Source organism: Amycolatopsis sp. 3B14 (assembly GCF_050958625.1).
Taxonomy (GTDB): domain Bacteria; phylum Actinomycetota; class Actinomycetes; order Mycobacteriales; family Pseudonocardiaceae; genus Amycolatopsis_E; species Amycolatopsis_E thermoflava.
In genome coordinates this window covers 24,935-43,476 of the sequence record NZ_JBHZEN010000016.1, presented here as the reverse complement: position 1 = coordinate 43,476, position 18,542 = coordinate 24,935, and the positions used below count along the sequence as shown (strand labels likewise).

Genomic DNA, 18,542 nt, shown 5'->3' with positions numbered 1-18,542 from the left:
AAGATCAATATCGCTATAGTGTTATGACGCGGGAGGCATGGTGGAGCTGACCTCGCTGCGGCAGTTCCTGGTGGTGGCCCGGCTGGAGCACCTCAGCCGGGCGGCCGAGGAACTGCGCGTCGCCCAGCCGTCGCTGAGCCGCACCATCGCCCGGCTGGAGAGCGAGCTCGGCACTCCGCTGTTCGACCGGAGCGGCCGGCTCCGGCTGAACGACGCGGGCAGGCTCTTCCGCGATCACGTCGAACGGTCCCTCGGGGAGCTGGACGCGGGGCGCCGCGCCGTGGCCGAGGCCGTCAGTACGGGACTGGGCGCCGTGCGGCTCGCCTCGGAAACGTTCCTCACCCTCACCGGTCCGCTCGCGGCCTACAAGCGCGCCCACCCGTCGGCCGAGATCGAGCTCCAGTGGTCGCCTGCCGAGGACATGCCGCGACGGCTGCGGGCCCAGGACGTCGACCTGTGCGTCGCGTCGCAGCCCATCCACGCCGACGGGCTGGAGTCGGTGCAGCTGTTCGACGACGCCGTGGGCGTGGGCACGGCACTCGACCACCCGCTGGCGCGCCGCACGTCCGTGACGATCGAGGAACTCGCCGGGCAGCCGTTCGTCACCGCCCGCCGCGGCCACTGGCTGCGCCGGCTGCTCCACCGGGTCTTCGCCGCCCGCGACCTCACACCGAAGATCGTCTGCGAGAGCGACGAGCCCGGCGCCATCGCGGAGCTGATCGGTGCCGGGCTGGGCATCGGTCTCGTGCCGGGTTTCGCCCGCCGCACCGCCGTCCAGGCCCCGCTCGCCTGGGTCGCCGTCGACAGCCCCGACTGCCGCCGCCGGGTCACCCTGCACTGGGGCGCGGGCAGTCACCTCTCGCCCGCGGCGCGGCTGATGCGGGACACGATCACCGGCTGGGACTGGCCCGACGGCGACCGGTGATCAGCTCGCGGTCCACGCGCGCAGCTTCTCCGGGTTGCGCACCGCCCAGATGCGCTGGATCTTCTCGTCCGCGATCTCGAACGCGTACACGGACACGGTGACGCCGTCCTCCTGGGCGACCAGGCCGGGCTGGCCGTTGACGGTGCGCTCCAGCAGCGTGTGCCCGCGGAACCGGTGTTCGAGGCGGGCCAGGGCGCTCAGGATCCGTTCGGCGCCCTGGACCGGGTGGAGCACCGTGCTGACCAGGCCGCCGCCGTCGCTGATCGCCGTGGCGTCGGGAGCGAGCAGGCCGAGGAGGGCTTCGATGTCGCGTGCTTCCCAGGCCCGTTTGAAGTCGCGGACGACCTGGGCCTGCCGCGAGACCGGCGTGGCGGGGGCCTGGGCGTCGCGGACGCGGCGGCGCGCCGACGAGGCCAGCTGGCGGCACGCCGCCGGGGTGCGCCCGACGACCTCGGCGATTTCGGCGAACGAGTAGCGGAAGACGTCGTGCAGGATGAACGCGACGCGCTCGGCCGGGGTCATCGAGTCGAGCACCACGAGGAAGGCCATGCTGACCGACTCGTCGAGCGTGACCCGGTCGGCGGGGTCGGCGGGGCGCCATTCCGAGCTGTCCGGCACCGGCTCGGGAATCCATTCCCCCACGTAGGTTTCCCGCCGCGCGCGGGCCGAGGACAGCACGTTGAGGCAGAGGCGGCCGGCCACCTTGGTCAGCCAGGCGCCGGGGGAGGCGATGGCGTCCTGCTCGTCGCGGGACATGGCGTACCAGCGGGCGTAGGTCTCCTGGACCACGTCCTCGGCCTCGGCGAGCGACCCGAGGAGCCGGTACGCCAGGTTGATCAGCTGACGCCGTTCGCTCATGATCGCGGTCAGGCCGTCGTCCGGTTCGGTCATCGTGTGCTCGGCTCCCTCGGTCGTGCCTTCTCCACCACTCCGACAAGACAGCGGGGCGAAACGTCAGGCCTGACGTTTCGCGGCGGTGGGTTGTCGGTTCCGGTGAGAGAAGGGAATCCCACCATGAACAAGACCCACAAGGTGATCGTCATCGGCGGCGGGTACGCCGGCACGCTCGCGGCCAACCGCCTGCGCATGCGCGACGACGTGGACGTCACGTTGGTCAACCCCCGTCCGGCGTTCGTCGACCGCATCCGGCTGCACCAGTTCGCCGCAGGCACCGGAGAGGCCACAGTGGACTTCGGCACGATGCTCGACGACGGCGTCCACCTGGTGGTCGACACCGCCACGCGCATCGACACCGCCGCCCGCGCCGTGCGGCTGGCCTCGGGCCGCGAGCTGGGCTACGACTACGTGGTCTACGCGGTCGGCAGCACCGGGGCGGCGCCCACGGTGCCCGGGGCGGCCGAACTCGCCGTCCCGGTCGCCGAACTGGAGTCCGCGCGGCGGCTGCGGGACGAGCTGGACGCGCTGCCGCCGGAAGCGCCGGTCACGGTGGTCGGCGGCGGGCTGACCGGCATCGAGACCGCCGCCGAGCTGGCCGAACGGGGACGCCGGGTCACCCTGGCGTGCGGCGGGACGCTGGCGCCCTCGTTGAGCGCGGGCGGCCGCCGGTACATCGCCAAGTGGCTGTCCCGGCACGGGGTCGCGGTGGTCGAGGCCGCCAAGGTGGCCGAAGTCCGGCCGGACGCGGTCGTTTTCGACGACGGCACGACGCGGGCGAGCGCCCTGACCGTCTGGAGCGCGGGCTTCGCCGTGCCGGAGCTCGCGGCCGCGAGCGGACTGAGCACCGACGATCTGGGCCGTCTGCTCACCGACGAGACGCTGACCAGCGTCGACGACGACCGGATCGTCGCGGCGGGCGACTCCGCCGCGCCATCGGGCCTGCCGCTGCGGATGAGCTGCCAGGTCGCCGGGCCGCTCGGCGCGCAGGCCGCCGACACCGTGTTGAGCCGCATCGCCGGAACCGAACCGCCGGTGCTCGACGTGGCTCTGGTGGGGTCGTGCGTCAGCCTCGGCAGGCACGCGGCCGTGCGGCAGTTCGCCCGCAAGGACGACACCGCGCAGAACTTCTACGTCGGCGGCCGCCTCGGCGCGGCCTACAAGGAGCTGACGTACAAGCTCGGCGTGCTGAAGATCCGACGCGAGGCCCGCAAGCCCGGTTCCCTCCGGTGGGTGAAGGGCGGACGGCAGGTCACAGGCCCAGTGAGCGCAGCAGCGCCCGCAACTCCGACTCGTACAGCTTCGCCGGGTCGGTGACCTGCGGGCCGAGGTGCCCGTAGACCTCGAGCGAGATCAGGCCGTGCATCCGGCCCCACGTCCGCAGCGACAGGGCCAGCACGGCGGGCGGCAGACCGGGGAACTCCTCGCGCATGTGCTGCACCAGCGCGGGCCCGAAGTCGTCCCAGTCGAAGTCGTCCGGGGCCTGGACCGTCGGCCAGGCCCCGGCGATCAGCTCGGTCAGCAGGGCGCACGCCCGGCGCTCCGCGTCCGCCGCGGCGCCGCCCTCGGGCGCGCGGTAGCCGGGCACCGGATCGCCGTAGATGAGCCGGAAACCCTCGGGGTTGGCGAGCGACCACGTCCGCAGCGCGCGGCCCCACGCCAGGATCCGCCCGGCCGGGTCGTCCGCGGGGACGGCGTCCCGCGCGGCTTCGGCGGTGTCCACCAGCGAGGTGTAGACGTCGGAGATCAGCGTGGTGATCAGGTCGTCGCGGGTGGGGTAGTAGCCGTAGATCGCGCCGGCCGTCATGCCCATCTCACGCGCGATCGCCCGCAGCGAGATCGCGTCCGGGCCGCCCTTGGCCATCAGCTCCAGCGCGATGGTCTTGATCTCGCGCGCGGTCTCCGCCCGCAGCCGTTCCCGGCGGCTCGTCCTCGCTTCACCCACCTTGACACTGTACGGCGTTGGTCTACTATTCGCCGTGTTGATACTACACGCCGTGTAGTAAACGAACGCCGTTGAGGAGACGTCATGGCGAGAGCAGTCCTGTTCGACCGGCTCGGTGGGCCCGAGGTGCTGCGTGTCGAGGACCGGCCGGTGCCCGAGCCCGGCCCTGGCGAGGTCCGCATCCGGGTGGACGCGATCGGGCTCAACCGGGCGGAGGCGCTGTTCCGCGCGGGCGCCTACTACGAGCAGCCGATCCTGCCGGGTTCCCGGATCGGCTACGAGGCGGCCGGTGTGGTGGAGACCGGCGTCGACGAGTTCCCCGAGGGCACCGAGATCAGCACCCTCGCCTCGTTCTCGATGCGGGACTACGGGGTGTACGGCGACCGGGTCGTGGTGCCGGTGTCGAGCCTGGTCCGCCGCACGGTCGACGAGGTCACCGGCGCGTCGGTCTGGCTGACGCACCAGACCGCGTACGGCGCGCTGGTCGAGCGGGGCGGCCTGCGGCCCGGCGACACGGTGCTGATCACCGCCGCGTCCAGCGGGGTCGGCATCGCGGCGATCCAGATCGCCAACCACCTCGGGGCGGTGCCCATCGCCGTGACCCGCACCGCCGCCAAGCGGGACCTGCTGGTGGCGGCAGGCGCCGCGCACGTCGTCACGCTCGACTCGCAGGACCTGGTCAAGGAGGTCCGCGCGCTCACCGGCGGCGACGGCGCGACGATGACGTTCGACCCGGTCGGCGGACCGGGCGTGGCCGACCTGGTCGAGGCCACCGCCGTCGGCGGGCTGCTCGTCCTCTACGGCTGGCTGGGCGGCGAGGCCACGCCGCTGCCGATGAACTGGGACCGGCAGGTCACGCTGTTCGGCTACGGCAACGGCAGCTACGTCGCGCGCAACCCCGAGCGGCGGCGCCGGGCCGAGCACTTCATCAACGCCGGCCTGCGCATCGGCACCCTGCGCCCGGCCGTGGACCGCGTGTTCGACGACCTGTCCGACATCGTCGAGGCGCACGCGCACCTGGAGTCGAACACCCAGGTGGGCAAGGTCGTGGTCCGCGTTCGTCACTGAGCGAGTGAACCCCCGCCGGCGCGGGTAGCCCTCTCGGCGAAGCGAAGGAGGTCACCGTGTCGACGGACAAGAAGGACGTCATCGCGTTGCTGGAGGACCAGCACCAGGAGATCCGCCGCCTGTTCGGCGTCGTCGAACGCGCGAAGGGGGACGAGCGCGAGGACGCCTTCCGCGACCTCGTGCGGCTGCTGTCGGTCCACGAGACCGCGGAGGAGGAACTGGTCCACCCCGAGGTGCGGCGCCAGGACGGCGGCGAGCCGATCGTCGAGGCCCGCCTCGGCGAGGAGCACCGCGCCAAGGAACTGCTGTCCACATTGGACGAGATGGGCCCGGACGCGGAGGGCTTCGACACCCTGCTGATCCAGCTCCGGGACGACGTGCTCGCCCACGCCGAGCACGAGGAGCGGTCGGAGTTCCCGCTGCTGCGCCAGGCCTACGACAGCAAGCGGCTGGAGGCGATGGCCGACACGGTGCGGGCGGCCGAGGCCGTGGCCCCGACGTGCCCGCACCCGGGAACGGAAAGCGCCGCGAAGAACATGCTGCTCGGCCCGCCGGCCGCCTTGATGGACCGAGCCCGCGACGCCATCCGGAGCGTGCTCAAACGCTGACGCCCCGGAAGCCGGCCGCCCGCCGAACGGCAGGCGGCCGGTTCCGCGTCACAGACCGACCCGCACCACGCTGCCGCTGCCGGGTGAACCCGGCGGGTTCGGGCAGGCGCCGCAGTTCGACACGTACGCCTTGCCGTCACGCAGTGCCAGCCCACCGGGCATCGTCAGCTGCTGCGTCACGATGTGCTGCGCGCCGTTCTTGCCGACCTGGATCAACGCGCCCGTCGGGTCGCCGCTGAGCAGGCCGTTGTGCGCGATTTCCAGCACGTACAGCTTCCCCTGCGCGAAGCCGATGTCGATGATGTTGGTGAAGCCCTCCGCGTACACCTGCGGCGCCTTGCCCGGCACCACCCGGTACACCCGCGCCGCGCCCTTCGGGAACGGGAAGCCGGTCAGCTCGCCGACGTACAGCGCGCCGTCCGGGCCGAGCGCGACCGAGGTCGGCACCGACTGCATCGGGATCTGCGAGCCGTCCGGCCCCGTCGCCATCCGCGTCGGGAACGTGGCGATCGTGTGGATGCCGCCCTTGTCCGGGACCCACAGCAGGGAGTTGCCGCCCGCGTCGGCCACCACGCGGCCGCCGGGCAGGGCGAGGACCGAGTTGGGGTTGCTGTCCGGCTCACCACCGTCGGGGTTGGCCGTTGCCTCGTAACCGGCGATGTCGGCGACCGGTTTTCCGTTGCGCAGCAACCACCCCATGAACTGCTGGCCCTTCGGCGGCAGGTTCGTGCGCAGCGCGGGGTTCGCCCCCAGACCGACGGTGACGTACATGTTGCCCTTGCCGAGGAACGAGACGTCCGACGGGCCGATCGCGCCGGAACCGTCGCGCGCGGCGAGCGACGGCAGGCCGCTCAGCACGCGTTTCTGCTGCCCGTGGTCGATCCGCGTGACGGCGCCGGATTCGCCGTAGCACGCCTCGCCCTCGGGCCCCGCCATGCACGGACCAGCGCCGCCGCGGCCGGCTTCCGCGACGTACAGGGCCCCGTCAGGCGAGAACGACAGCCCGCGCGGGCTGTCCAGGCCGCCGGCCACTGTGGACACCTTGCCGCCGGCCTCGGCGCCGAGCGGAACCAGTGTCACCGCGAGTGCGGTGGCGGCTGTCAGCAGGATTCGGGATGTTTTCATACGCCCGTCCTTTCACGACGATGTGCCCCCCTTCCGGAGACGGAATCGCGTGGACGAGCGTTACGAGGAGATTTCGGTTGAGGGTGCAAGTAAACGCGCAGCCGTTGCGTCGGGATTTCCACGAGCTGCCAGGACAGCAGCCCGCACGCGTAGGCCAGCGGCAGCGCCAGCGCCATCAGCAGGTACGAGTTCCGCACCCCGGCGAACACGATGAGTTGCTGCACCGGCATCGCCCAGATGTACATGCCGTAACTGCCGTAGACCCACTTGTCGTAACGCGCCAGCCGGCGCGGCCAGTGGTGGGCCCACACGATCGCGCCGTACCCGGCGGCGAACGGCAGCACGATCCGCGCGCAGGGCTGCAGGACGGGCACGAAGTTGACCACCAGGTACCCGGCCACCCCGGCGTACGCGGCCGCCCGCGACAGCGGAATCTTTCCGTGGTAACGGTGCATCACCATGCCGATGACGAACGCGACACCGAACGCGACCATCGCGCCGACGGGCACGGACAGCAACGACCCGCCGCGGCCCTGGAAGGTGTAGGTGGCGCCGAGGAAACCGTCGAGCACGACGATCGCGGCCAGCAGCGCGAACAGGCCGGCGCGGGCGCGACCGAGCAGACCGGTCAGTCCCGCGACGAGAACGAGCGCGTACCCGGTGGTCTCCATCGGCAGCGTCCACAGTGAGCCATTCGCCGACCACGGGTACGGGTTCTCCGCGAACACCCCGGGAAGCAGGTGCTGCAACGGGTACAGCGCCGCGTTGTGCACCACGTAACCCCAGGTCGCGGTGTCCGTCCAGTACTCGCCGGCATCGAGCACGGTGACCAGTGGACCGATCACGAACGCGGTGAACATGACGACGACGAGCAGCGGCGGCCAGATCCGCAGCACGCGCTTGGCGGCGTACCGCCACCACGACGCGTCGCGCGCCCAGCTGTCGGTGATCTGGAACCCGCTCATCGCGAAGAAGCCCATGAGCGCGAAGTAACCGGGGGACAGGTCCCAGCTCGCCGGCAGGATCGTCAGCCGCTGCGGGTCGACGAGCGGGAACGAGTGCTCGACGACGACCATGCTCGCGCCGATGAGCCGCAGCCACGCGAACCCGGTCTCGGCCTTGGCGTACTTGACGGGGCGGATCTGCTGCGTGCGCTCCGCCGAGTTGTCCCGCGGCACCGCTCAGCCCAGCAGCTCGGTCAGCGCGGCGCGCGCGACGCCCGGCCCGAACTGCGCGGCCACCGCGGCCTGCCCGGCCCGGGACAGCCGCAGCCAGAGCGCGTCATCGGTCAGCAGCGACACGATTCCCGCGGCGATCTCCTCGGCCTTGTCGCCGACGAGGACCTCCACGCCGTCGCGCAACCGCATGCCCTCGAACGCCAGCGTCGTGCCGACCACCGGGACACCCGCGGCCAGGCTCTCGCCGACCTTGCCCTTGACGCCGGCGCCGAACCGCAGCGGCGCCACCGACAGCCGGGCCGTTTCGTAGAGCGCGCCGAGGGCGGGCACCCAGCCGCGGAACTTCACGCCGTGACCGTCGAGCGTGCGCAGTTCGTTCGTCGGGTCGTGGCCGACCAGGTCGAGCACCGCGTCCGGGACCTGCCTGCGCACCAGCGGCCAGATCTCCCCGGCCAGCCAGTACGCCGCGTCGCGGTTGGGCGGGTGCTCGAAACTGCCCACGAACAACACGCCGGGCCGTCCATCGGGGCTCGCCTCCGGCCCCGGCGTGTGCACATTGGACAGCACGCTGACCGGGGCGCCCGGCGCGAGGTCGGCCAGCAGGTCGCGTTCGGCCTCGGACACCACCAACGTCCGGTCGCAGGCGCGCACCAGCGCCAGTTCCAGCTCGCGGTAGAGCTTCGCGCGCTGGTGCAGCATCGTCGACGTCTCCGGCGCGCCGCCGAGCCGCTCCACCAGCTCGGCCTCCCTGGACAGGCGCACGAAGTGCAGGTCGACCGTGTCGAACACGATCCGCGCCCGCGGCGCGCAGATCCGCAGCCGGTCGGCGAGGTGCCAGGCCACGGTCGGCCGGGACAGCAGCGCCAGCCGGATGTGCTTGCCCGCCTCGTGCAGGAACTGCTCGCGCAGGCCGTTGTCGGCGAGCACGGTGATCCCGGCGCGGTGCAGCTGGTCCAGGTACGCCGGGTCCGCGGGCGGCCCCATCGGGCAGAACACCACGCGGTGACCGAGCGCGACCAGCTCGTCCAGCAGGCACCGCAACCGCACCGAGCCGGAGTCGCGGTCCGGGGTGGGCACGGTGACGTCGGCGACCAGCACCAGGTCGCCGTCGCGCTGAGGCCGGCCGGGCACGCGCTGGCGGGCGATCCACAGCGGCGTGCCCGGGTCGGCCTGCTCCGCGAGGGCGTCCGCCCACTTCGCCGCGAAGACCTCGCGGTTGACCTCCTGGTACCGCTTGACGCCCTGCGTGACGTCGGTGCCGTGCGAGACGCCCTCGTGGTGGACGACCACCGCGTCCGGGACCACCACCACGCGGTGGCCCGCGGCGCGGACCGCGAACGCCAGGTCGGTGTCCTCGTAGTAGGCGGGGGAGTAGCGCTCGTCGAACCCGCCCAGCCGCTCCCACAGGTCCCGGCGCACGAGGATCGCCGCGCCCGAGCAGTAGTCGACGTCGCGGACGGCCTGGTAGCGCGGGTCTTCCGGGTTGTCGCCGTGGCCGTAGTTGGCGGCGCTGCCGTCGGCGAACACGATGCCGCCGCACTCCTGCAGCCTGCCGTCCGGGTAGACCAGCTTCGCCCCGGCCAGGCCGATGCTCCCGTCGCCGCGGACGACGTCGGTGAGCGCGTCCAGCCAGCCGGGCCGGACCTCGGTGTCGTTGTTGAGCAGCACCAGCAGCTCCCCGCGGGCCTGCGCGGCGCCGAGGTTCACGGCGCGCAGGAACCCCAGGTTCTCCGGGGCGCGCACGAGCCGGACACCCGGGCACGCGGCGAGCTGCTCGGCCGAATCGTCCGGCGAGGCGTCGTCGACCACCACGACTTCGAACGGCACGCGCGTGCCGCTGTCCTCGATCGACTGCAGGCAGCGGCGCGTGTAGCTCCACTGCCCGTGCACCGGAACGACGATGCTGACGAGCGGTTCGTCGCTGGTCGACACCGCGACCGGGCCTTCGGTGGCGCGCCGCCGCGGCCGGTAGCGCTCGATGACCTTGCGGTACTTCGGGCCGCCGTCGTCGCTGGTGAGCCGTTCGATCTCGGCGCGCAGCGGCGCGGCGGCGCGTTCGGCGGCCGCGCCGAGCAACGTGAGCTGCGGGTCCAGCATCGTCGCCGCGGCGGGCACCTCCACCGGGTTGTCGGAGGCGACGCCGACCAGGTAGGTGTGCGGCGCGCCGGTGCCGACCGACCAGCTGTCCTCGCCCGTGCGGCGCAGCTGCTGCGACAGCACCGGGCCGTGCTCGCGGTCGCTGGTGAGCACCGAGCCGACCGCCACGTTCTGCCGCAGCACCGTCACGTGCCGGAACGACGCGCCGAGCAGCGCGCGGAACTGCGGCTCGGTCAACTCCTTGACGTGGAAGGGGTTTTCGTTGCCGTGCTCGTGCGTGTAGACGAGGACGTCCGGCGTGCTGGTGAAGAAGACGCCGCCGGGCGCGAGCCGGGCGCGCACCAGCGCCATCAGCTCGTCCTGCTCCGCGACGTGCTCGAGCGCCTCGAAACAGGTGACGACGTCGAACTTCCTGGCGTCGGCGAGCAGGTCCGGGTCGGTCATCGAACCGGTGGTGAACCGCAGGTTCGGCTGCCCGCCGTAGCGCGCGCGGGCGTGCTCGACGCTGGCTTCGTCGATGTCGACGCCGACCACCTCGGCCGCGTGGGCGGCCAGCAGCGCGCTGCCGTAGCCCTCGCCGCTGGCGAGGTCGAGGACGCGCCGCCCGAAGGCGTAGCGGGCGGCGAGGGCGTAGCGGTGGTAGTGCTCGTAGATCACCTGGATGTCGTCCGTCCAGGGCACGCAGCGCTCGCCCGTCCAGTCGATCCCCCGAGGTCCCACCATGGGCCGGAAGGCTACCGGTACTGGGGCCCCGGGTGATACTGATGCCCGGTAATCTGCGGCGGGGAGGGAATTTCTCACGGTGACCACTGACGTCCGCCGGCAGCGCCGGGAGCTGACCCTCGGGATCGCGATCATCGTGGTGCTGGCGCTGGGTCTCGCCGTGTCCGTCACCGGGTACCTGCTGACCCGCAACGCCGGCCTGGCCGACCCGCCGGACGCCAAGCCGGCCCCCGAGCACAGCGCGCTGGCCCTCGTCGAACCGCCCGGCGCGCCCGGTCCGAGCGGGCCGTTCACCCTCGCCGCGCTGCGCAGCACCGTGTCGCTGCCGCAGCCGATGGTCGACGTGCTGACCACGGCCGGGATGAGCGACGGGATGCGCAAGACCGCGGTGCGGACCGGGGTGACGATCGGACTGTACGCGCTGGCGACGGGTGATCCGCGAGGCGCGGTGCGGGCGTACGGCGCGGGCGTGGAGCTGCAGGGGCTGGCCGCCGACCGGGACCTGTCGCTGGAGGGCGTCACGGTGTACGGCACGCCGGTGGGCGCCCCGCTGGCCCGCTTCGGCGCGGCGTACGTGCTCTACGACCGCGTGGTGGTCGTCGAGACGGCGGGCCAGGGCGACGCGGCGCACGACGTGTTCCGGACGACGCTGGACCGGCAGATCGAGCTGGCGCCGCCTAGCGACCGCTCCTGACGGCGCGCACGACGCGGGACAGGTGCGCGGGGCGCAGGCTGTCCGCGCGGCCGGCGAGGAAGTCGTGCCGGCCGAGGTCTTCCACGACGTCGAACCCGTGCCGCCGGAGTAGCGCGCGGATCTCGTCCGGGCCGAGGAACGTGCGCCACGGCTCACCCCGGCCCGCGGTCATCCCGCCGACGGCTTCGACGTAGGCGTTGCCCGCCGGCCTTCGTCAGCTGGCTCGGCGTGCTCATGTACCTCGACGCCGCTCGACGCCACCCTGACCGCCCTCGCCCGGCTCGCCGCGGGCAGCGAACTCGTCGCGGACTACCTGCTGCCGTCCAACCGGTGGCCGCCTCGGGAATCCCGGCCGCGGCGAGGAGTTCACGCTTCGCGGACTGGCTCGCCGGGTGGTCGACCTCGAGGTGCGGACTCGGCCGTCCCGCTGGGCGAAGGTGTCGAGCCCGGCGCCGAGGACCACGTACTGGCGCAGGCCCGAGGCGTGCAGGCGGTCCTCGGTGATGCGGCTGCGCAGCGTGGTCTGCACGCGGGCGCCGGCCAGGACCGGGTGGTCGCCGTATGCGAGGAGTTCGGTCACGATCCGGTGTGGACGGTGCTACCAGTCCGGGTGCGAATCCCAGGCGCGCAGGCGAAGCGCGCTCTCGAAGCGGTGCTCCGCGCCGGTGAGCGGATCGGTGAACGCGAGCACCTTCGCGAGCAGCTGCAGCGGACGGCGGAAGTCGCCGGGCGGCACCTCGCGGACCTCCGGGTACAGCGGATCGCCCAGGATCGGGATGCCCAGCGAGTTCAGGTGCACCCGCAGCTGGTGCGTGCGGCCGGTTTCCGGCACCAGCCGGTAGCGGCCCAGCCCGTCGCGGTGCTCGATCAGCTCCACGTGCGTCCGCGCGTTCACCGGCCCCGGCAGTTCGCGCGCGGTCAGCACACCCCGCTTCTTCACGATCCGGCTCTCCACGGTCCGCGGCAGCGCCAGCTCCGGCGAGTAGGGCGCGATCGCCTCGTACTCCTTGTGCACCAGGCGATCCCGGAACAGGTTCTGGTACGCGCTGCGGTGCGCCGCGGTCTTGACGAACATCAGCACACCCGCCGTGAGCCGGTCGAGGCGGTGCGCGGGGGAGAGGTCCGGCAGGTCCCGCGTGTGCCGCAGGCGCACCAGTGCGGTCTCCCGGACGTGCCCGCCGCGCGGTGTGGTGGCCAGGAAGTGCGGCTTGTCGACCACCAGCAGGACGTCGTCCTCGTGGAGCACGGCCAGCTCGAACGGCACCGGCACCTCGTCGCCGCGGTCCCGGTGGAACCACAGGAAGGCGCTGGGCGTGAACGGTGTGCGGGCGTCGATCGGCCCGTCCACCCCGACGATCGCGCCCTCGGCCAGCATCGCGTCGATCACCGCCGGGTCCAGCTTGGTCAGCTTGCGGACCAGGTAGTCGCGGATGGTGTCCCACGGGCCGTCCGGCGGGGTCCGGATGCGCGCCGCGTTGACCCCGTCACGCGGCGGCAGCGGGGACGGGGGCGGCTTGCGTCTCATCGGTCAGCACTGTAGCGAGGGGCCACCGCGCCCGGCGCGACCACCACCGCGGCGACCAGCGCGAACCCCGCCGAGTAGGCCAGCGCCGCGGCCGAGAGCCGGGGCAGCATGGCCGCCGCGACGACCACGGTGACGCCGTTCACGGCCGCCACCGCGGACGGCAGGGAACGACCGGCTCAGCGCGCTGGCGACCGTGCCGGCTTCGCCGAGCTGATCATGACCCGCGGCAACCACGGCCCGGGCGGGCTGCGTCTCGCGGAGGTCCTCGCGGCCGCCGGCCTGGACGAACCGGCCCAGGCGTGCTTCTACCTGGTCTTCCTGGCCGTCGTGCCGGGCCGCGCCCACCGCGAGGTGCACGGCGAGCCCACCACGCCGGAACGCGACGCCGGGATCTTCGAAGCCGCACGGGCGAGCTCGGCAGCGCCTACACTGAAAGCACTGGTACCGCACCTGCGCGCCGCCACCGCCGACGAGGTCTTCGACGCGGAGCTCGACATGCTCGCCGGCGCGATCCACGCCGCACGGCGGCAGTAGGCCACAATCCCCGGGGTTGTCGGTGCCCTCCGTTACCCTGCATACGCGCGGCGCCCTGGTGCCGCCCCGCCCCAATCGCTACTGGGAGAGAAGATCCTGTGACTGCTTCTGCTGAGCCTCTCTACGGGGCCGACGACCTTACCCACCTGGAAGGCCTGGAAGCGGTCCGGAAGCGCCCCGGCATGTACATCGGGTCGACCGACAGCCGCGGCGTGAACCACCTGTTCACCGAGATCGTCGACAACTCGACGGACGAGGGTGTCGCAGGTCACGCCACGAAGGTGGTCGTCACGTTGCACGCGGACGGCAGCGTCCAGGTCGACGACGACGGCCGCGGCATCCCGACCGGCGTGCACGCCAAGTCCGGTCTGTCCGGTGTCGAGCTGGTGCTCACCCGGCTGCACGCGGGCGGCAAGTTCGGCGGCTCCGGCTACAAGACCTCCGGCGGCCTGCACGGCGTCGGCGCCTCGGCGGTCAACGCGTTGTCGCACCGCTTCGACGTCACCGTCCGGAACGGCGGCAAGGTGCACGAGATGTCCTTCGCGCACGGCACGCCGGGCGTGTTCGACGGTCCCGGCCCGAAGGCGAAGTTCACGCCGCAGCCCGGGTTGCGCGTCAAGGGCAAGATGAAGCGCGGTGAGCGCACCGGCACGTCGATCCGCTACTGGCACGACGCGCGGTACTTCGAGAAGGGCGCGGAGCTCGACGTCGAGCAGGTGCGCACGAAGCTGCGCAACACCGCGTTCCTCGTGCCGGGCGTCACGTACGTGCTGCGCACCGCCACCGAGGGGTCGATCAGCGAGGAGACCTTCCACTTCCCCAACGGCCTCGCGGACATGGTGGAGTTCCTCGCGCCGTCGGACGAGAAGCCGGTGTCCGGCACGCTGATCATCCGCGGCGAGGGCTCGTACAAGGAGAACGCGGCCGACGCCAACGGGGTCATGCGGTCCAATGTGGAGCGCCACGCCGAGGTCGAGATCGCGCTGCGCTGGGGCACCGGGTACGAGCGCACGGTCGAGTGCTTCACCAACACCATCCGCAACGTGCACGGCGGCACCCACCGCCGCGGCTTCGACCGCGGGGCGACGAAGGCGTTGCAGGAAGCCATTTCCCGCACCCGCGGCCTGCTGAAGGCCAAGGAGGACCTGCCGACGCTCGACGACGTGCTCGAGGGCATGACGGCGGTCGTCCACGTGCGCATCCCGGAGCCGCAGTTCACCTCGCAGACCAAGGACGAGCTGTCCACGTCCGGCATCACCCGCGTGGTGCAGGGCATCGTCGAGCGGCACCTCAAGGAGTGGACGGAGAACCGCAAGACCAAGGCCGAGGCCAAGGTCGTGCTGCAGAAGATCGTCGACGCCGCGCGGGTGCGGCTGACGCAGAAGCAGCAGAAGGACGCGGCGCGCCGCAAGACCGCGCTGGAGGGCGCGGCGATGCCGCCGAAGCTCGTCGACTGCCGCACCACCGGCATCTCCCGCAGCGAGCTGTTCCTCGTCGAGGGTGACAGCGCGCTCGGGTCGGCCCGCATGGCGCGCGTGTCGGAGTACCAGGCGCTGCTGCCGTTGCGCGGCAAGATCCTGAACGTGCAGAAGGCCTCGCTCGGCGACACGCTGAAGAACGCCGAGATCGCCTCGATCGTGCAGGTGCTCGGCGCGGGCACCGGCCGCACGTTCGACCTGTCCGCGATGCGGTACGGCCGCGTCATCCTGATGGCCGACGCCGACGTCGACGGCTCGCACATCCGGACGCTGCTGATCACCCTGTTCGCGAAGTACATGCGGCCGGTGATCGAGGACGGCAGGCTGTTCGCCGCGATGCCGCCGCTGCACAAGATCGTCACGAAGGGCCGCAACCCCGAGACGATCTTCACCTTCACACAGCGCGAAATGGAGCAGAAGGTCGCCGAGCTGGAGGCCGCGGGCAAGCAGATCGTCAAGCCGGTCCCGCGGTTCAAGGGCCTCGGCGAGATGGACGCCGACGAACTGTGGGAGACCACGATGAACCCCGCGACCCGGTCGGTCCGCCGCATCACGCTGGACGACGCGGAGGCCGCGGAGGCCGCGCTGGAGCTGCTGATGGGGGAGAAGGTCGAACCCAGGCGCAACTGGCTCGTCGAATCCGCCGCCCGCGTGGACCGCGAAGCGATCGACGTCTGAGTTCCCCTAGGAGACAACAGCAATGGCACGCCGATCCAAGACAGCCGTCACCCGGGTCGATCCGGCAGCGTTCGACCAGGCAGGCGCGCAGGTCTTCGAGAACCCGGTGAAGACCGAGATCGAGGACTCCTACCTGGAGTACGCCTACTCGGTCATCCACTCCCGCGCACTGCCCGACGCGCGCGACGGCCTCAAGCCGGTGCACCGCCGGATCCTGTTCTCGATGAACGAGGCCGGCTACCGGCCCAACCACGCGTACGTGAAGTCCTCGCGCGTGGTCGGCGACGTGATGGGCCGCTACCACCCGCACGGCGACACCGCGATCTACGACGCGATGGTCCGCCTGGCGCAGGACTTCTCGATGAACGCGCCGCTCATCGACGGCCACGGCAACTTCGGCAGCCCGGACGACGGCCCGGCCGCGTCGCGGTACACCGAGGCGCGCATGTCGCCGGAGGCGATGCTGCTCGTCGGCGAACTGGGCGAGGAGACGGTCGACTTCCGGCCGAACTACGACGGCTCGCTGATGGAGCCGTCGGTGCTGCCCGCCGCGTACCCGAACCTGCTGGTCAACGGCACGTCCGGCATCGCGGTCGGCATGGCGACCAACATGATCCCGCACAACATGGGCGAGGTCATCGCGGCCGCGCGGTGGCTGATCAACCACCCCGGCGCCACCCTGGACAAGCTGATGGAGTTCGTGCCGGGCCCCGACCTGCCGACCGGCGGGATGCTGCTGGGCCTGGACGAGGTGCGCAAGGCGTACGAGACCGGCCGCGGCGTGGTGCGGATGCGGGCGAAGGTCGAGATCGGCCCGCTGCCCGGCAGCCGCGGCCGCCAGGCGATCACGGTCACCGAGCTGCCCTACGGCGTCGGGCCGGAGAAGGTGATCGAGAAGATCACCGAGGAGGTCAACAAGTCCAAGCGGCTGACCGGGATCGCCGACGTCAAGGACCTCACCGACCGCGAGAACGGCACCCGGCTGGTCATCGAGTGCAAGGTGGGCGTCAACCCGAACCCGCTGCTGGCCGACCTCTACCGGCTCACGCCGCTGGAACAGTCGTTCGGCATCAACAACCTGGTGCTGGTCGACGGCCAGCCGCAGACGCTCGGGCTCAAGCAGCTGCTCGAGGTGTTCCTGGAGCACCGCTACGACGTGGTCACGCGGCGCACGAAGTACCGGCGCCGCAAGCGCGAGGAGCGGCTGCACCTGGTCGAGGGCCTGCTGATCGCGCTGCTGGACATCGACAAGGTGATCCGGCTGATCCGCAACAGCGACGACGCCGCGCAGGCCAAGGACGGCCTGATGAAGCGGTTCAAGCTGTCCGAGATCCAGGCCACCTACATCCTGGACACGCCGCTGCGCCGGCTCACCAAGTACGACAAGCTCGAACTCGAGGACGAGCAGGAGAAGCTGCGCGCCGAGATCGCCGAGCTGACCAAGATCCTGGACGACGACCGGGAGCTGAAGAAGGTCGTCTCCAACGAGCTGGCCAAGATCGCGAAGGACTTCAAGACCGAGCGGCGCACCGCGCTGATCGACGGCGACCTCAAGGAGGTGCTGGCCGCGTCCAAGCCGGCCGGGCCGCTGGAGGTCGCCGACGACCCGTGCCAGGTGATCCTGTCCGCCACCGGCCTGGTCGCCCGCACCGCGGCCGAGTCGGAGGAGGCGCCGGAGGGCCGCCGCCGCAACGGCCGGGTGAAGCACGACGCGGTGGCGGCGATGGTGCACTCGACCGCGCGTGGCCAGGTGCTGCTGGTGACCAGCCGCGGGCGGGCGTTCAAGACGGACGTGCTGCCGCTGCCCGTGCTGCCGGAGCAGTCCGGGACGGTGTCGCTGCGCGGCGGGATGGCCGCGCGGGAGCTGGTGCCGCTGGACAAGGGCGAGAAGGTCATCGGCATCGCGCCGCTGGGCGAGCAGGCGGCCGGGTCGCCCGGTCTCGCGCTCGGCACGCGGCAGGGCGTGGTGAAGGTGGTGGCGCCGGACTGGCCGGTGCGGTCCGACGAGTTCGAGATCATCGGGTTGAAGGACGGCGACGAGGTCGTCGGCGCCGCGTGGCTGGCTGATGGCGAGGAGACGTTCGCGTTCGTCACGTCGGACGCCTCGCTGCTGCGGTTCCCGGCTTCGCTGGTGCGGCCGCAGGGCCTCAAGGGCGGCGGCATGGCGGGCATCAAGCTCGCCGCGGACGCCGAGGTGGTGTTCTTCGGGGCGATCCGCACGGACGACGCGGAGCACGGCGAGCCGATGGTGGTGACGGCCACCGGCGCGAGCGTGAAGATGACGCCGTTCGCCGAGTACCCGGCGAAGGGCCGCGCGACCGGCGGGGTGCGGGCGCAGCGCTTCCTGAAGGGGGAGACGCGGCTGACGGTCGGCTGGGTGGGCCCCCGGCCTGCCGGAGCGTCGAAGAACGGGGACCCGGTGGAGCTTCCGGAGCCCACCCTCCGCCGCGACGCCTCGGGAGCCCCGCACCCCGGCCCGGACGTCATCGGACACCTCATCGAGCGCGGCTGATTTCGGTGCGGGTCCCGCGCTCCCGAGTGGGGCCCGCGAGTGGGGCCGCGAGTGGGGCCGCGAGTGGGGCCGCGAGTGGGGCCGCGAGTGGGGCCGCGAGTGGGGCCGCGAGTGGGGCCGCGAGTGGGGCCGCGAGTGGGGCCGCGAGTGGGGCCCGCGACTTGGGCCACACACCAGCCCGCAACACCGGGCCTGCAACACCCGGCGTGCAACTGGGGCCGCAACAGGGGCGGCCTTACCGGGCCGGCATGGACGGCCCGCAACACGGGCCCACAACACTGGGCTCGCAGAACATCGGACCCGCAACAGGGGGCCGGCACCACCGGCCCGCAAACACCGGCCCTACAACTGGGGGTGCAACACGGGCGGCAATAGCGGGCCGGCAAGGCCGTCCCGCAACAGGGGCCCGCAACCCCGGGCCTGCAACGCCTGGCCCGAAACTCCGGGCCTGCAACACCTAGCCCGAAACTCCGGGCCTGCAACACCTGGCCGGCCACCCCTGGCCGGCAACCAGGGCCGGCAAGGCCGGCCGGCAACACCAGGCCCACACCACCGGGC

General features: G+C 72.1%; 17 protein-coding genes. 8 read left to right on the top strand and 9 right to left on the bottom strand.

Features of this window, described 5'->3' with window-relative positions:
- Positions 1-37: 37 nt before the first annotated feature.
- A complete protein-coding gene (locus ACCP09_RS08735; RefSeq protein WP_433744787.1) occupies positions 38-925 on the top strand; it encodes a LysR substrate-binding domain-containing protein in 888 nt (295 codons plus the stop codon).
- Here the strand turns inward: ACCP09_RS08735 and sigJ are convergent, their stop codons facing one another.
- Entirely contained in the window at positions 926-1,816 is an 891-nt protein-coding gene (gene sigJ / locus ACCP09_RS08730; RefSeq protein ID WP_123683687.1) for an RNA polymerase sigma factor SigJ, read from the bottom strand.
- A gap of 123 nt (positions 1,817-1,939) precedes the next feature.
- Here sigJ and ACCP09_RS08725 point away from each other — a divergent pair, with 123 nt between their 5' ends.
- On the top strand, positions 1,940-3,136 hold the full coding sequence (locus ACCP09_RS08725) for an NAD(P)/FAD-dependent oxidoreductase (protein ID WP_433744783.1): 1,197 nt from the start codon (positions 1,940-1,942) through the stop codon (positions 3,134-3,136).
- On the opposite strand, the gene ACCP09_RS08720 is transcribed toward ACCP09_RS08725, so the two are convergent.
- On the bottom strand, positions 3,072-3,764 hold the full coding sequence (locus ACCP09_RS08720) for a TetR/AcrR family transcriptional regulator (RefSeq protein ID WP_027932122.1): 693 nt from the start codon (positions 3,762-3,764) through the stop codon (positions 3,072-3,074). The two genes, ACCP09_RS08725 and ACCP09_RS08720, sit on opposite strands and share 65 nt — an antisense overlap.
- An 84-nt stretch (positions 3,765-3,848) precedes the next feature.
- On the opposite strand from ACCP09_RS08720, the gene ACCP09_RS08715 reads away from it, so the two are divergent.
- Positions 3,849-4,832 (top strand): zinc-dependent alcohol dehydrogenase family protein, encoded by a 984-nt coding sequence (locus ACCP09_RS08715; RefSeq protein WP_378365619.1) that lies wholly within the window; start codon positions 3,849-3,851, stop codon positions 4,830-4,832.
- A gap of 56 nt (positions 4,833-4,888) precedes the next feature.
- Positions 4,889-5,440 (top strand): hemerythrin domain-containing protein, encoded by a 552-nt coding sequence (locus ACCP09_RS08710; RefSeq protein WP_433744779.1) that lies wholly within the window; start codon positions 4,889-4,891, stop codon positions 5,438-5,440.
- A gap of 48 nt (positions 5,441-5,488) precedes the next feature.
- Here the strand turns inward: ACCP09_RS08710 and ACCP09_RS08705 are convergent, their stop codons facing one another.
- The 3 genes from ACCP09_RS08705 to ACCP09_RS08695 are packed head-to-tail and all read right to left on the bottom strand — an operon-like array spanning position 5,489 to position 10,563.
- Entirely contained in the window at positions 5,489-6,565 is a 1,077-nt protein-coding gene (locus ACCP09_RS08705; RefSeq protein WP_433744777.1) for a ScyD/ScyE family protein, read from the bottom strand.
- Complete coding sequence (locus tag ACCP09_RS08700; RefSeq protein ID WP_433744774.1) at positions 6,562-7,743, bottom strand: acyltransferase family protein; 1,182 nt, start codon at positions 7,741-7,743, stop codon at positions 6,562-6,564. Before ACCP09_RS08700 ends, ACCP09_RS08705 begins: the two co-directional genes overlap by 4 nt.
- Before the next feature lie 3 nt (positions 7,744-7,746).
- Positions 7,747-10,563, bottom strand: a complete 2,817-nt coding sequence (locus ACCP09_RS08695) for a glycosyltransferase (protein WP_433744771.1) — start codon at positions 10,561-10,563, stop codon at positions 7,747-7,749.
- Between the two features lie 79 nt (positions 10,564-10,642).
- Between ACCP09_RS08695 and ACCP09_RS08690 the strand changes: the two genes are divergently transcribed.
- Positions 10,643-11,257, top strand: coding sequence for a hypothetical protein (locus ACCP09_RS08690; RefSeq protein WP_433744768.1), 615 nt, complete (start codon positions 10,643-10,645; stop codon positions 11,255-11,257).
- Here the strand turns inward: ACCP09_RS08690 and ACCP09_RS08685 are convergent.
- The 4 genes from ACCP09_RS08685 to ACCP09_RS08670 are packed head-to-tail and all read right to left on the bottom strand — an operon-like array spanning position 11,241 to position 12,925.
- Positions 11,241-11,429, bottom strand: coding sequence for a hypothetical protein (locus ACCP09_RS08685; protein WP_378365624.1), 189 nt, complete (start codon positions 11,427-11,429; stop codon positions 11,241-11,243). The genes ACCP09_RS08690 and ACCP09_RS08685 overlap by 17 nt on opposite strands.
- 60 nt (positions 11,430-11,489) lie before the next feature.
- Positions 11,490-11,837 (bottom strand): class I SAM-dependent methyltransferase, encoded by a 348-nt coding sequence (locus tag ACCP09_RS08680; protein WP_433744765.1) that lies wholly within the window; start codon positions 11,835-11,837, stop codon positions 11,490-11,492.
- A gap of 18 nt (positions 11,838-11,855) precedes the next feature.
- Positions 11,856-12,782: a pseudouridine synthase gene (locus ACCP09_RS08675; protein ID WP_433744762.1), complete on the bottom strand. Its 927-nt coding sequence runs from the start codon at positions 12,780-12,782 to the stop codon at positions 11,856-11,858.
- Positions 12,779-12,925 (bottom strand): hypothetical protein, encoded by a 147-nt coding sequence (locus ACCP09_RS08670; protein ID WP_433744759.1) that lies wholly within the window; start codon positions 12,923-12,925, stop codon positions 12,779-12,781. The genes ACCP09_RS08675 and ACCP09_RS08670 overlap by 4 nt, the downstream gene beginning before the upstream one ends.
- Here ACCP09_RS08670 and ACCP09_RS08665 point away from each other — a divergent pair.
- The 3 genes from ACCP09_RS08665 (at position 12,912) to ACCP09_RS08655 (ending at position 17,984) form a co-directional block, all read left to right on the top strand.
- Positions 12,912-13,316 carry a hypothetical protein gene (locus ACCP09_RS08665; protein WP_433744756.1) on the top strand — a complete coding sequence of 135 codons (405 nt, stop codon included), beginning with the start codon at positions 12,912-12,914 and terminating at the stop codon, positions 13,314-13,316. The genes ACCP09_RS08670 and ACCP09_RS08665 overlap by 14 nt on opposite strands.
- A 98-nt stretch (positions 13,317-13,414) precedes the next feature.
- Positions 13,415-15,472: a DNA gyrase/topoisomerase IV subunit B gene (locus ACCP09_RS08660; RefSeq protein WP_026153864.1), complete on the top strand. Its 2,058-nt coding sequence runs from the start codon at positions 13,415-13,417 to the stop codon at positions 15,470-15,472.
- 22 nt (positions 15,473-15,494) lie between these two features.
- Entirely contained in the window at positions 15,495-17,984 is a 2,490-nt protein-coding gene (locus tag ACCP09_RS08655; protein ID WP_027932111.1) for a DNA gyrase/topoisomerase IV subunit A, read from the top strand.
- Positions 17,985-18,542: the final 558 nt, after the last annotated feature.